At 36.2% G+C, this 14,672-nt stretch carries 11 protein-coding genes and 2 tRNA genes; 12 read left to right on the top strand and 1 reads right to left on the bottom strand.

Annotation, left to right across the window (positions count from 1 at the left end; all coding sequences use genetic code 11):
- The first annotated feature begins 9 nt into the window (after nucleotides 1–9).
- The 10 genes from H4V97_RS08695 (at nucleotide 10) to H4V97_RS08650 (ending at nucleotide 13,076) form a co-directional block, all read left to right on the top strand.
- The gene (locus tag H4V97_RS08695; protein WP_209549483.1) at nucleotides 10–1,449 is read left to right on the top strand and encodes a proton-conducting transporter membrane subunit; all 1,440 of its coding nucleotides are present in this window, start codon (nucleotides 10–12) and stop codon (nucleotides 1,447–1,449) included.
- Nucleotides 1,446–3,839, top strand: coding sequence for a DUF2309 domain-containing protein (locus tag H4V97_RS08690; protein ID WP_209549482.1), 2,394 nt, complete (start codon nucleotides 1,446–1,448; stop codon nucleotides 3,837–3,839). Before H4V97_RS08695 ends, H4V97_RS08690 begins: the two co-directional genes overlap by 4 nt.
- A 431-nt stretch (nucleotides 3,840–4,270) precedes the next feature.
- Nucleotides 4,271–8,806, top strand: coding sequence for a DNA polymerase III subunit alpha (gene dnaE, locus H4V97_RS08685; RefSeq protein WP_209549481.1), 4,536 nt, complete (start codon nucleotides 4,271–4,273; stop codon nucleotides 8,804–8,806).
- Nucleotides 8,807–8,985: 179 nt separating this feature from the next.
- Nucleotides 8,986–9,879: an outer membrane beta-barrel protein gene (locus H4V97_RS08680; RefSeq protein ID WP_209549480.1), complete on the top strand. Its 894-nt coding sequence runs from the start codon at nucleotides 8,986–8,988 to the stop codon at nucleotides 9,877–9,879.
- Between the two features lie 332 nt (nucleotides 9,880–10,211).
- Complete coding sequence (gene trxA / locus H4V97_RS08675; RefSeq protein ID WP_072945763.1) at nucleotides 10,212–10,529, top strand: thioredoxin; 318 nt, start codon at nucleotides 10,212–10,214, stop codon at nucleotides 10,527–10,529.
- Between the two features lie 169 nt (nucleotides 10,530–10,698).
- The gene (locus tag H4V97_RS08670) at nucleotides 10,699–11,625 is read left to right on the top strand and encodes a DUF58 domain-containing protein (RefSeq protein ID WP_209549479.1); all 927 of its coding nucleotides are present in this window, start codon (nucleotides 10,699–10,701) and stop codon (nucleotides 11,623–11,625) included.
- Between the two features lie 87 nt (nucleotides 11,626–11,712).
- A tRNA-Asp gene (locus H4V97_RS08665) sits at nucleotides 11,713–11,786 on the top strand.
- 511 nt (nucleotides 11,787–12,297) lie between these two features.
- A tRNA-Asp gene (locus H4V97_RS08660) sits at nucleotides 12,298–12,371 on the top strand.
- A 69-nt stretch (nucleotides 12,372–12,440) separates the two neighbouring features.
- Nucleotides 12,441–12,680: a GIY-YIG nuclease family protein gene (locus tag H4V97_RS08655; protein WP_196848849.1), complete on the top strand. Its 240-nt coding sequence runs from the start codon at nucleotides 12,441–12,443 to the stop codon at nucleotides 12,678–12,680.
- A gap of 147 nt (nucleotides 12,681–12,827) precedes the next feature.
- Nucleotides 12,828–13,076 (top strand): GIY-YIG nuclease family protein, encoded by a 249-nt coding sequence (locus H4V97_RS08650; RefSeq protein WP_196848851.1) that lies wholly within the window; start codon nucleotides 12,828–12,830, stop codon nucleotides 13,074–13,076.
- Between the two features lie 115 nt (nucleotides 13,077–13,191).
- Here H4V97_RS08650 and H4V97_RS08645 read toward each other — a convergent pair whose 3' ends face one another.
- The gene (locus H4V97_RS08645) at nucleotides 13,192–13,689 is read right to left on the bottom strand and encodes a DUF456 domain-containing protein (RefSeq protein WP_209549478.1); all 498 of its coding nucleotides are present in this window, start codon (nucleotides 13,687–13,689) and stop codon (nucleotides 13,192–13,194) included.
- Between the two features lie 57 nt (nucleotides 13,690–13,746).
- Here H4V97_RS08645 and H4V97_RS08640 point away from each other — a divergent pair, with 57 nt between their 5' ends.
- Nucleotides 13,747–14,130, top strand: a complete 384-nt coding sequence (locus tag H4V97_RS08640; RefSeq protein ID WP_209549477.1) for a hypothetical protein — start codon at nucleotides 13,747–13,749, stop codon at nucleotides 14,128–14,130.
- Between the two features lie 42 nt (nucleotides 14,131–14,172).
- Nucleotides 14,173–14,649 (top strand): hypothetical protein, encoded by a 477-nt coding sequence (locus H4V97_RS08635; RefSeq protein WP_196848856.1) that lies wholly within the window; start codon nucleotides 14,173–14,175, stop codon nucleotides 14,647–14,649.
- Nucleotides 14,650–14,672 lie beyond the last annotated feature (23 nt).

Here is a 14,672-nt window from a genome sequence, read left to right as displayed (position 1 = left end):
TCCAAAAAAATGATATTAAAAAATCATCAACTTCTGTCTTTTGCCAAGATTATCAATTACGCATTATGGCTGCTTTTTATAATTAATCTATCTTACTTAATATACAACTTCCCTAATATTCCAGTATGGAATTATGGCAGTGTTTTAAAAATTAATGGTTTTACTGTTCTTATTTGGACGCTTGTAACGTTTTTTAGCGCACTAATTGGTAGCTATGGGAAAAGCTATTTGGAAGGGTTCAGATATCACGCCAAATTTTCAATGCTATGTTTAGGGTTTACCTTTTCTATCATGGTTTTTGTAATGTCTAATCATGTATTGCTTTTACTAATTATGTGGTTATTGATGGGTGTTTTTATGTCTAAATTAATAGGTGTAGATGCTACATGGGGAGAAGCAAGAGAGGCTTCGAAATTTGCTCTTAAATATTTTGTGGCGGGAAGTTTTTTCTTAAGTTTTGGAGTGCTATTATTGGCTTGTCAAGTAGATTCTTTGGCTTTAAGCGAAATTATTTCCAAGATAAGCGAGGTGCCTCAACACATCACGATTATCTCGGGTTTGTGCATTATTATTGCCGCTCTAATTCAATCGGCAATTTACCCTTTCCATCGTTGGTTGCTTTCGGCAATGACAGCGCCGACACCTGCCTCAGCTTTGATGCACGCAGGGTTTGTGAACGGTTCCGGGATTTTATTGACACTATTCTCAACCGTGTTATTTGCCTCGAATACGTTGATCATCCTCTTTATTATTGGAGGTTTAACAGCAGTCGCAGCCCAATTTGCCAAACTTCTGCAGGTAAATGTGAAGCAAAAATTAGCATGTTCAACCATTGCCCAAATGGGTTTTATGATTATGCAGTGTGGTTTGGGATTTTTTAATGCGGCTGTTGTTCACTTAATCCTTCATGGGTTTTATAAAGCCTACTTATTTTTATCAGCAGGAGAAGAGATTGGACTTTCAAAACCACAAAATTTGATGACTATTAAAATCAAACCATCACAGGCTATAATTGTGCTCTTCTATGGTATTGTGGGCGCTTTTATGTTTGCCTTCTTGACGGGAAAAGGCACTAAATTAAACAGCGGTATTTTTCTAATACTTATTGTTGCAATTACTGTTGGTCAGGCTACTTACAATATTGTAAAAGAACAAAGCCTAAGCATTTTGCAAAAGTCATTTTTACCACCACTTTTGTTTGTATGTGGCATGGTAACCTATGCCTTAATATATAAAGGCGTGACGTTAGTAATGAGCGATATGCCTATGGCGGTTGTGCCTTTGCCACTATCTGTGATTCAAATAGCGTTTGGTATTCTATTTCTTGCGGGCTTTTTTATAATGAAGTTAGGTATTTACCGCAAGTACCCTTGGCTGTATGTGAAATTGTTAAACATATCTCAACCGTACAAAAAAACTGTTTTAATGTATAAATCGAAATCAATATGATAAATCTAAGCATTCAAAATAGTATTGAAGAAGCAGCTCAGGTTATAGGAAAGACTTGGCCACTGTATTCTTTTGTCGCGTCGAATCCATTATCAGGTCAGGAGAAAATGCCTTTTGAAAAAGCAGTAAAACAGGCGCAAAAAGCTCTTAACGCAAATGTGTTTCCAGAAAGCGCGCTATTCCGTCAAGCGTGGGAAAAAGGTGAAATTGATAAAAATGTGCTTTTAGAATTGCTTGAAGAAAATCAACTGTCAGAATCACCAGACCATTATTTACAAAAAATGGCATCTCAAAAAACAATCGATGCCAAAAATAGCCATCATGACCTAGATCGAATCATGGCAAAATGGCTCGCCGCATTTATGGACGAAGGTTTGGCAGAATGGAACATGCCCAATAAAAACGAAGGGTTTTACGGTGCTTGGCGCAAACTTGCGGTATATGATAGTGAGATGCCCAAAATGACTATTGCAGAGATACCAAAAACGAGCGTCGAAGCGCTAACGGATGTGCTTAATGGATATGCAACAGCCGATTTCACTAAAATACTGACCTTTCATTTAGCCGCATTGCCGGGCTGGACGGGATATATAAATCATCGAAACACCTTTGATTCCCAATGGCAACAACTATATCCAATAACATTACAGGACTATCTAGCTGTTAGACTTTGGGTGGCAAAAAAAATAGGAGCTGAAATTTTTCCAGAAAACAATGATACTGCAACCTCTTCATCTGTATCAAAGCTGCAATACATCTTTTTAAAAGCATGGGAAAAAAGCTGGCAAAATGAGCTTGTAAAACTGTTGGACAACCAACAAATAGTTAAACAAACATCCGAAAAAGAAGCGGAGATTCCAGATGCTCAAATGGTTTTTTGTATTGATACACGATCAGAGTTGATACGAAGACATGTAGAGAATAAAGGGCAATATGAAACTTTTGGATATGCAGGTTTTTTTGGAATCGCAATGGATTATGAAGATTTAAAAGATGGTTTAACACGTAAATCTTGTCCCCCGATTTTAAATTCTGCTTACCATGTTTCAGAAATTCCACAAAGGAATCAATCTAAAGAAGTACGAGCATATAAGCGCAAAAATGACGTTTTAAACTTTAAGGAATATTTTCTAAAAAGAATGAAAAACATGCTTCCTTCTGCCTTTGGGTATGTTGAAGGTTCGGGCTTCTTTTATGGAATGTCTTTAATTGCAAGAACACTTACGCCAGCTTATTTATACAGGTTTAATCAAAAGAACACAATGGATTATGAATCTATTTGTGAACCACAGATTAAGAATACTTGCACGTTCGAATCGACAGATTTAGATATTTCTTTAGCAGAGAAGGTAGCGATTGTAAAAGGGGCCTTTGATTTAATGGGATGGAAAAAATTTGCCCCACTAGTTCTTTTTATAGGTCATGGAAGCCATTCTGCCAACAACCCTTTTGGCTCCAGTTTAGATTGTGGCGCTTGTGCTGCAAGCCCGGGCAGGCATAATGCGAGAATGCTTGCAAAAATAGCGAATATCCCAGTAGTGAAACAGGCCTTGAGAGAGAATCATAATATTGATATTCCTGCGAGCACTATTTTCATTGGAGGAGAACACAATACGACGACAGATGCCATTTTGCTTTTCGACGCAGAGGTGCCAGATTCTCACAAAAATCAACTGCAGAAGTTGAAATTAAATTTGATAAAAACCCAACAAACCGCAACTCAAGAAAGGCTGGGTATTGCTAATAACAGTGTTGCTTTTGCTCAGAAAAAAGCGAGTAACTGGGGAGAAACCAGACCTGAATGGGGTTTGGCTAAAAATGCAGGATTTATTATTGGCCCACGAGAATTAACAAAAAACAATAATCTGGACGGACGTTGCTTTTTACATTCCTATAACTGGGAAACCGATACAAATGGAAAAGCATTAGAAGGTATCATGCAAGGTCCTATGGTGGTTACCCAATGGATAAACAACCACTATTATTTTTCAACTGTTGATAATGAGGTTTTTGGTGGTGGTTCTAAAATAACTCATAATGTTACCGGTAAATTTGGTGTGGTAAAAGGTAATGGAGGGGACTTAAAAATGGGACTTCCTCTTCAATCGGTTATGGAATCAGATTTAGAAATGTACCACCAACCCTTACGATTATCGGTTTTCATTCAAGCACCTTTATCTAGGGTAAGCGAGATACTTTTAAGAAACGAACACCTCAAAAACTTGCTAGATAACGAATGGATTTATTTAATGGTTATGGATACTTTGGATGAAAATGTAATACAGCTTTATCAAAAAGATCTAAACTGGATTCCTGCTAATAAAAATGGGAAATGGTCTAAAGATTTGAAAAAAAATAGGATTGAAGATGCTGTTGAAAATCTGGTATAAATGGATATTAAATTTTTTATCGTACTTTGGCAATTATGATTAAAAAGTAATCGCGATGAATTTTTTTTAGTAGTGAATTTTGAAGGTTTTATTAATAGACAATCAAAACCCTAAAAACAAGAAAGCTGTTTCGTAATTCACGAAATAGTTTTCTTGTTTTTACCAATTTACCTTTTGTGATTGGGCCAAAAATATTTAGCGTTTATAATATTAATTGTCGATTAATAAAGTTCTGTTTTTAGGCTTATTGTTTTAAAAAAATTAAAATATAGCTAAATCCAAATTTTGATTTTAACTTTGTCAAGCAAAATAATTCTATTATAATTTCTTTGGATTGTTAATAACTCACCTCTTTTTTTAGAGTAAAAAAACCTAAATTTGAAATTCAATTTTTGTGATTTTGAACAATTACAAACACTTCAATTCCAGATATGTACTTAATATTCGATACCGAAACTACAGGATTACCAAAGCGTTGGGGCGCACCCATTTCTGATATGGACAACTGGCCGCGTTGTATTCAAATCGCTTGGCAGTTGCACGATGATATGGGAAAACTCATCGAGCATCAGGATTATTTGGTCAAGCCCGAAGGATTTAATATTCCGTATGATGCCGAAAGAATTCACGGAATCTCTACGGAATTGGCCGAAGCCGAGGGAATTTCTTTGAGTGAAGTTTTGGAAAAATTCAATATTGCTTTAGGCAAAGCCAAATATATTGTAGGTCAGAATTTAGGTTTTGACATCAATATTATGGGTTGCGAATTTTACAGAATGGGCGTTGATTCTATTATGAGTTCAATGCCTATTCTAGACACTTGTACCGAAGTTACTGCTTCCTTATTAAGATTGCCTGGTGGCCGTGGAGGAAAATTCAAATTGCCAACACTTACTGAATTACACTCTTATCTTTTTAATAAACCTTTTGGCGAAGCGCACAACGCCACTGCCGATGTGGAGGCAACTACGCGTTGTTTCTTGGAATTAATCCGACGTGAAATTTTCACCAAAGAAGAGCTTGATGTTGAGGTTGGTTATTTCAAAGACTTTCAAAACAGGAATCCAGCCGAGATAAAGCTTATTGGCTTAAAACACATTAATCTCAAAGAAGCTTCTGATAAAATTCGTCAGCAGTTTGGAGAAAAGCAAGCGCCAGCAGTTTCAAAGGCAGCACTTTCAGAGAATAAAAAAGTACTTGTAGATGCGCCTTTTGTGCATTTGCATAATCACACACAATTTTCGGTGTTACAATCTACCATTAGTATTGCGGCATTGGTCAAAGCGGCAGCGCAACAAAAAATGCCTGCGGTGGCCATGACCGATCATGCCAATTTGATGGGAGCTTTTCATTTTGTACGGGATATATTGTACCATAACAAAGCCGCCGAAGCCAAGAATAAAACAGCGATTGAAAACGGTGAAGAACCTACCGAAGTTCCTATGAAACCTATTGTAGGTTGCGAATTTTTTGTTTGCGAAGACCATAAAAACAAGTCGGTTAAGGATAATGGTTACCAAATAGTACTTTTGGCGAAGACCAAAAAAGGCTATCATAATTTGGCCAAAATGTCTTCTATTGCTTATACGGAAGGGTTCTATTATGTACCAAGAATCGACCGAAAAGTCATTCAGCAATACAAAGAGGATATCATCGTCTTGTCCGGTAATCTTTATGGTGAAATTCCAAATAAGGTTTTAAATCTTGGTGAAAACCAAGCAGAGGAAGCTTTGCTTTGGTGGAAAGATGAATTCAAAGAAGATTTTTATATCGAGTTGATGCGTCACAATCAAGAGGATGAAAATCGAGTGAATACCTCATTGATTTCTTTGGCAAGAAAGCATGATGTGAAGCTAATTGCGACTAATAATATTTTTTATATAGATAAAGGAAATGCAAATGCACACGATATTTTGCTTTGTGTGCGTGATGGCGAAAAACAAACGACGCCAATAGGCCGTGGCCGTGGTTATCGTTACGGATTACCCAACCAAGAATATTATTTCAAGTCGGGTGATGAGATGAAAAAGCTCTTCAACGATTTACCGGAAGCGATTTCGAATATTTCCGAAATTGTCGATAAAATAGAAATTTTCGATTTAGCGCGCGAAGTTTTGTTGCCCAAATTTGAAATTCCAACCGAGTTTGAAATTCCCGAAGACGCTGTTGATGGAGGCGTTCGAGGAGAGAATGCGTATTTAAGACATCTTACTTTTGAAGGTGCAAATAGAAGATATCCTGAAATTACAGAAGAAATTCAGGAACGACTGGATTTTGAATTATTGACAATTTCTAATTCGGGTTATCCGGGATATTTCCTGATTGTACAGGATTTAATTGCCGAAGCGCGAAGTATGGGGGTTTCAGTAGGTCCTGGTCGGGGTTCTGCAGCGGGTTCCGTGGTGGCGTATTGTTTGAAAATTACGAATATAGACCCTTTAAAATATAACCTGCTTTTTGAGCGTTTCCTGAATCCGGATCGTGTGTCACTACCCGATATTGATATCGATTTTGATGATGAAGGACGTAGCAGTGTCATGGATTATGTGATTCGGAAATACGGTTCGAAACAAGTGGCTCAAATTATCACTTATGGTAAAATGGCGACTAAATCAGCCATTCGAGATACGGCTCGTGTACTGGATTTACCTTTATTTGAAGCCGATAAAATTGCCAAATTAATTCCCGGGATGATGCCCGGAAAATGGAATCTTGCCCGGTTCTTGAGTGAAGATGATGCCTTAATAAAGAAGGCGGTTCGTCCGGAGGAATTTGATAAAATAAAAGAATTAATTGCGCTGGCCAACGAAAGTGGTTTGAGTGGTGAAACTATTCAGCAAGCAAAAGTTCTGGAAGGGAATTTAAGAAATACCGGAATTCACGCCTGTGGAGTGATTATTACTCCCAGTGATATTACCGAATTTGTTCCTGTTGCCACCGCCAAAGATTCGGATTTATATGTAACCCAGTTTGATAACTCGGTGGTAGAAACGGCGGGTTTGTTGAAAATGGACTTCTTGGGTTTGAAAACCCTAACCTTGATAAAAGATACGGTTAAATTAGTGAAATACCGAAATGGGATCGATCTCGATCCAGACACGTTTCCTATCGATGATTTAAAGACTTACGAGCTTTTTCAGCGTGGAGAAACAGTGGGGATTTTTCAGTATGAGAGTCCGGGAATGCAAAAATACATGAAGGAATTGAAGCCTACAGTTTTTCCCGATTTGATTGCGATGAATGCTTTGTATCGCCCGGGACCGATCGCTTATATCCCTAGTTTCGTCAAGCGAAAAAATGGCGAAGAGGAAATTATTTATGACTTGGATGCCTGTGAAGAATTACTAAAAGATACCTACGGGATTACCGTTTATCAAGAACAGGTTATGCTTTTGTCCCAAAAACTGGCGGATTTCTCCAAAGGTGATGCCGATGTTTTGCGTAAAGCGATGGGGAAAAAACAAAAGGACGTTTTGGACAAAATGAAACCCAAATTTATCAGTCAGGCTGCTGCCAAAGGTCATGCCGAAGATAAACTGGAGAAAATTTGGAAAGACTGGGAAGCCTTCGCAGAATACGCTTTTAACAAATCACACTCTACTTGTTATGCTTGGATTGCATACCAAACAGCTTATTTGAAGGCTAATTATCCCGCCGAATATATGGCTGCGGTTTTGTCGAATAATATGAGTGATATCAAGCAGGTTTCATTCTTTATGGAGGAATGTAAACGCATGGGGTTGCAAGTTTTGGGACCAGATGTGAATGAGTCGTTTTATAAATTTACTGTAAATGACGATTATGCAGTGCGTTTTGGAATGGGCGCTATAAAAGGAGTGGGTTCCGGTGCAGTGGCTACTATTGTTGAGAAAAGAAAAGATGGAAAATACAAATCGATTTTTGATTTGACCAAACGCATTGATTTGCGTGCGGCGAATAAAAAAGCATTAGAGAATCTGGCGTTGGCCGGTGGTTTTGATTCGTTTGGAAATACAACCAGAGCGCAATATTTTCATGATGACGGTGATGGAATTACTTTTTATGAAAAAGCGATTCGGTATGGTTCTAAGTATCAGGAAAATGAAAATTCGTCGCAGGTGAGTTTATTCGGAGATGCCAGCGAAGTGCAAATTGCGGAACCAGTTGTGCCGCCATGCGAGGATTGGAGTACGATGGAAAAATTGGCCAAAGAAAAAGAGGTTGTTGGAATTTATATTTCGGGACATCCGCTGGATGATTTTAAATTTGAAATGAAATATTTCTGCAATTCGAAATTGGAGATGCTTAAAAATATGGAGTCCCACGTGGGGAAAACCCTTGCTTTTGGAGGGATTGTTTCTAATGTGCAAAGACGAATAGCCAAAAATGGTAAGGAATGGGCGATTTTTAACTTAGAAGGTTTTGACGAAAGTTTTGAATTTAAAATATTTAATGAAGAGTATTTGAATTTTCACCGTTACTTACTTCCTAATAATTTTGTTTATTTTAAAATCCTGATAAAAGACGGATGGGTTAATAAAGATAGTGGGAAAAAATCGGAACCAAGAATGCAGTTTACGGATGCGAAACAGTTGCAGGATGTATTGGGTATTTTTGCCAAAAAGCTAGTTGTTTTATTAAATATTACTGATTTGAAAACCGAATTTATTCATAAACTCAGTCATCTTTTTTCAGAAAACAAGGGAGATAATCAAGTGACTTTTGAAATCATGGAATTGGAAAAAACAAGACGCATCGTAGCTTCAGCAGCTGTTGTTATTGAAAGTGAAGACGTAGATTTTGTAGAAGAGAATGAAGATTCAGAATCGGGGGTTTTGGAAATTCCCGAAACCAGTACGGTAACCGAAATTGAAGAAATAAAGGTGGTCACTAAATTGTCGATGCCAAGTAGAAAACTGAAAATTAAGATTTCGAACGAGTTATTGTTTGAATTAGAAAAAATGCAGATTAATTTTAAGTTGAATTAGGGTTTTGGTGTTAAATTTTAGATTTTATTCTTTTCATTTAGTTAAAAATAAATCTGTAAATATAATATTACAGTTAAAATAATAAATACTGTAATGATTTGCTAGTGATATTGCTAAAGTGTTGTCAAATGTTATGTGAAATTGATTTAAATTTGGTGTAAATTAATTAATATAATATTATGAAAAAGAATTTATTATTATTAGGATTTATGGCTTGCTCGTTGACTATGATGGGCCAAACTGATAAGAAAGAAAGCAAGAAAGAAAGTTGGTATTTTAAATTGGGAGCTTCATACTTCACGCAAGCTACCGCAACTGAATTTCCTACCGTAGGAGGAAGAGCAGCCAATAAAGATGTTTATGTTGGTGGTAAATTAAATTCTAGAGAAAGCGTTACAGGATCTTTTGGAGAAGGTTTTCGTTACGGAGGTAATGTTGGGTATCGTTTTACTGATCGTTTAGGTGTAGAAATGGGAATCAATTATTACAATAGTAATAGTAAAACAATGGTGCAAACTATCTCTCAAAATACTACAGTATTAAAATCAGACGGACAAGTTAAAGCTTTAGATCTAGCTCCAGCTCTTGTTTTGTTTTTAGGAGAAGTTAAAGGATTTGAAACATATTCAAAAGTAGGTGTTATAGTTCCTGTTAATGGTACTTTAACTATTAAGACTGACGCAATAATTCCAACTAGTGCTACTACTACGGTTGCAGTTCATAGCGTTGATAAGGTTAAACCAAACCCAACGGTAGGTTTTATGGCAGCTTTAGGTACTTCTTATAAATTAGGAAAAAACTTATCTGCGTTTGGAGAAGTAGAGTACCGTAATTTTACAGTACATGGTAAAACAAAAGAAACTACTGAATTTACTATGAATGGCGCGGATGCGATGGCTACTAGAACTCAATCTGACATCCATACTAATTATTCAAATCAAATCAATAGTACTTCTAACAATATGTCAACTAATGCAGCTGGTTTTGATAAAAATAAACCAACAGATGATTTAAGTTCATACATCAGTATTAGTGGTGTTGGATTAACTCTTGGTCTTAAATACAGTTTGTAATAAAACGTTATTGGAGTTACACATATGAAAGGTTGTCTGAAAAGACAGCCTTTTTTTTTGATTGGATTTGTTAAAGATGATGTTTATTGGTTTTGGTTTTGTAGCCGTGATGGCCCCGAAGTTTCGGGAGGAATCCTTTTACACTGTCCTGACAGTTCGGGACAGTTTAAAAGACCCATTGTACAGCAGGAAATAGCTTCAAATAACTATTGACAATACATTTATAATCAAAACTAATTTGAGAATGGTGTTTGGTTTGTTTTTAATATCTAAATTTGCGTTGTAATTGAGGTTCGTGAAACTTTAAACTAAACTTTAAACAAAAATATAATATGGCATTAGCAATAACAGACGCTACTTTTGAAGAAGTAGTTTTGAAATCAGACAAACCAGTAATGGTAGATTTTTGGGCAGCATGGTGTGGACCTTGTAGAATGGTTGGTCCAATCATTGACGAACTTAGTACGGAATACGAGGGTAAAGTGGTAATAGGGAAAGTTGATGTTGACGCGAACCAAGAATTTGCTGCAAAATACGGAGTGAGAAACATCCCAACGGTTTTGGTTTTTCATAACGGAGAAGTAGTAGGAAAACAAGTAGGAGTTGCTCCGAAACAAACCTACGCTGATAGTTTAGACGCGTTGTTGTAATCGGTAGATTATGATTTATATAGAATCTGATATTTATTCATATGAAAGGTTTGGCGAAAGTCAAGCCTTTTTTTTGGTTTAAACTGAATTTATTTCGGCTTCCAGATTTAGTTATGTTTCTTTAATCTTTTAATTTTTTAATTATTTCATCTTTTACTATATTTGAGATATGAAGATCGAATCGCAAATAGAGAAAATTTCCAGCTTTCAGCATTTGGAATTGCTAGCCAATCAGGTGGTGGAAGGTTTTATTTCGGGGATGCATAAAAGTCCGTTTCATGGGTTTTCGGCTGAATTTGCCGAGCACAAAGTCTATAACGTAGGAGAAAGTACCAAGCATATCGATTGGAAATTGTTTGCAAAGACTGATCGCTTGTACACCAAACGTTTTGAAGAAGAGACGAATTTGCGTTGTCATATTATTATTGACAATTCCTCCTCGATGCATTATCCCAAATTAAAAGACAAGCAAGCTTTTTTTGAAAACAAAATAGGTTTCTCCGTTTTGGCTTCGGCGGTTTTAATGAATTTGTTAAAGAAGCAACGCGATGCGATAGGACTAAGCGTGTTTTCGGACACTTATGAGTATTACGCTCCTGAAAAAGGCAGTGATCGTCACCATCGAATGATATTGAATGCCCTTGAAAACTTATTGGAAAAACCAACAACTAAAAAAAGTACCGATACAATTACCTTTTTACATCAAATCGCAGAAAAGATTCACCGTCGTTCCATGATTATTTTGTTTACGGATATGTTTCAGTCTGGGAAAGAAGAAGCGCTGTTTAATGCCTTACAACATTTGAAACATAATAAGCATAAAGTGGTTTTATTCCATGTGGTTGATAACAAAACGGAACTGAATTTTGATTTTGATAATGCTCCAAGGAAGTTTATTGATGTGGAAACTGGAGAAGAAGTGGCTATTTTTGCCGATAATGTGAAACAGGAATACGAAAAACAGACCGAAAAATATTTTAGAAAACTAGCATTAACTTGTGCGCAAAACAGAATAAAGTACATTCCGGTGAGTGTTGGCGAAAGTTTTGAAAATATTTTAACGACATACTTAGTTGAAAAACAAAACTTTGGATAATAGGTTAAAATTTTATTCAATATTTCTTCTAGAAACACTTGCGTAAACGGAAATCTATTGTATCTTTGCCACCGCAATAAAGCAGCAGGTTTGGTAGTTCAGTTGGTTAGAATACATGCCTGTCACGCATGGGGTCGCGGGTTCGAGTCCCGTCCAGACCGCTAATATTGGGGAAAGCCTTTCGTAACAGAAAGGCTTTTTTGCCCCATAAAAGGTATCTAAAGCTAGTTGTGTTGTTTTGGTCAGTCTTGTAAGCTGACCGGGTTTAGTAGTTAGACCAATGAAAAGCTTTCCAATGTTTCTAAATTTATTTAGAACCTACGGATGGCTTTTTTGATTTAAAGAAGTTGGATATTTTGTTATATAACATTTGGGTGAAGATTTTGCATCTTATCTGTGTATAAATGGAAATCTATTGTATCTTTGCCACCGCAATAAAACAGCAGGTTCGGTAGTTCAGTTGGTTAGAATACATGCCTGTTATCTCGTCTTTTGGGACGAGACGGGTTCGAGTCCAAATCGGGAGTTCAGAATTAGATTGTTATGGATTAAAATATTGGTTTGGTAGTTCAGTTGGTTAGAATACATGCCTGTCATCTCGTCTTTTGGGACGAGACGGGTTCGAGTCTAAATCGGGAGTTCAGAATTAGATTGTTATAGATTAAAAATATTGGTTTGGTAGTTCAGTTGGTTAGAATACATGCCTGTCACGCATGGGGTCGCGGGTTCGAGTCCCGTCCAGACCGCTAATATTGGGGAAAGCCTTTCGTAACAGAAAGGTTTTTTTGTGTTTAATAATTTTAATCAGCAGTGCTATGTATTTTGTTTATATAATTAAAAATGGACAAGGTATATTTTATAAAGGATTCACTCAAGATATTGAGAAACGTATTTTTGAACATAATAATGGCTTTAGCAGGTACACATCAGGTAAAGGTCCATGGGTTTTGGTTTATTTTAAAGAATTTGAAACTAAAACATTAGCTTTAAAAGAGGAAGTGCGATTGAAAAAATTGAATGTTGCTTCGATAGAAAGGTTGTTAAATAATTTTTGAAGTTGGTTAGCATACCTGCCTGTCATCTCGTCTTTTGGGACGAGACGGGTTCGAGTCCTCTCGTTCCAAAAACGAGACTAATATTTGGGAAAGCCTTTCGTAACAGAAAGGCTTTTTTTGTATTTAATAATTTTAATCAGCACCGCTATGTATTTCGTTTATATAATTAAAAATGAGCAAGGTATATTTTATAAAGGATTTACTCAAGATGTTGAAAAACGTGTTTTTGAACATAATAATAGCTTGAGCAGATATACATCAGGTAGAGGTCCATGGGTTTTGGTTTATTTTAAAGAATTTGAAACGAAAACATTAGCTTTGAAAGAGGAATTGCGATTGAAAAAGTTGAATGTCGCTTCGATAGAGAGGTTGTTAAGGGATTTTCTCCTTGGTTAAAATACGTGCATGTCATCTCGTCTTTTGGGACGAGACGGGTTCGAGTCCTCTCGTTCCAAAAATGAGACTAGTATAAAAAAGTCTTTCGAAGGAAAGGCTTTTTCAGTTGCTATATTTAAAACAACTCCAGCTTATATTGCCAGACAATTCCCAGAAACAATCCCAAATACATCATACAAACTAAAAATTTCATGAACGTAGAAGCTAGGAAGCCCAAAAATGAACCTGTTGCAGCTTTAAAAGCCTGTTTATGGTTTTTAGAATAAATTAGTTCACCCACAAAGGCACCGACAAAAGGTCCAATTATAAATCCGAAAGGAATAGGAGCCAAAATCCCAATGATTAGACCAATATTAGTTCCCCAAATTCCATATGAGCTTCCACCAAATTTTTTAGTGCCTTTGGCCGGAATCACATAATCCAACACAGAAATAATAATAGTAATCAATAAAGTTATTCCTAAAATCCAATAATTTGCTGCAATGGCATTGGTGAAATAAAGCAAAACCAACCCAATCCAACTAATGCTTGGGCCAGGTAGAACCGGCAAAAAACTCCCAAAAACTCCTAAAATCATGCACATAAAACCTAAAGTCAAAAGCAGTAAATCCATAAATTAATTTTTAGTATTTTTGAAAACATTAAAGAAACACTTATTTAGTAAACGAATATGAGAAAAATAATTTTAACCTGTTCCATTTTACTCTATTTCACGCTTTCTTTGGGCACTTTAATTGCGCAAGAAACAAAGACAACCGGTAAGGACGATCTTTTAAAAGACTCTTTGTACAGGGTGAATAAAGTAAAAGTATTAAATTATTCCCTAAAAGAGTTCGATCATCTTTTTTTTGAATTTTTCGAAAAGAAATCAGACACAAAATTATTATTGACCAGAACAGAATTCTATAACTATACCATTCAAATTGCTGTTTTCTCTGATCGTTTAGCCGCTTTGTATCCCGACCAAAAACAAATTGCCGATGAAAATAAAAAGAAGTGGTTTGCGGAGTCCTATGAAGATTATTTGCGGTATAAGGCTTCTCAAAAAAAATAATTGTATTTTTATAAAATATTAGTCCCATTCAAAATCTTAATCTTGAAGCAATATTACCTTTTATTAACACTTATACTTTTCAATTCCTGTCAATATTTCGACAAGCAAGTTCCTTCAGAAAAGGAATTGTTGCGAAAGGAATTGAAAACAATCAATTGGAAAGAAGTCGACGAATACCCATCAGTCGCAGATTGTGAAAAAATAGATAATAAAACACAGCGTCAACAATGTTTTTTTGAGGTTTTAACCCAGCTTATTCAGCAAAAATTGAGCGTAGATACGCTATCCGTTCGCTATCCGGAATTGGATACCATTCAGGTGAAAGTCACTGTTTTTCCTAATTCCACTATCAAATTCGAACCCCAATTTCCTAAAGATTCGGTGGCGTACGATAAAGTAAAAATCGATAGCATTCTTCAGGCGCGTTTGGTCGATTTTCCAAAAGTAAATCCAGCCATCAAACGTGGAATTCCAGTAAAAACGCAGTTTATACTTCCCGTTATTCTTAAAGTGGAATAGTTTTTCTAGGAGCTATTTCCAGC

This window comes from Flavobacterium sp. CG_23.5 (assembly GCF_017875765.1).
Classification (GTDB): domain Bacteria; phylum Bacteroidota; class Bacteroidia; order Flavobacteriales; family Flavobacteriaceae; genus Flavobacterium.
Note: the sequence above shows the minus strand (reverse complement) of the source record. Positions and strands in the feature narration are given on the sequence as shown.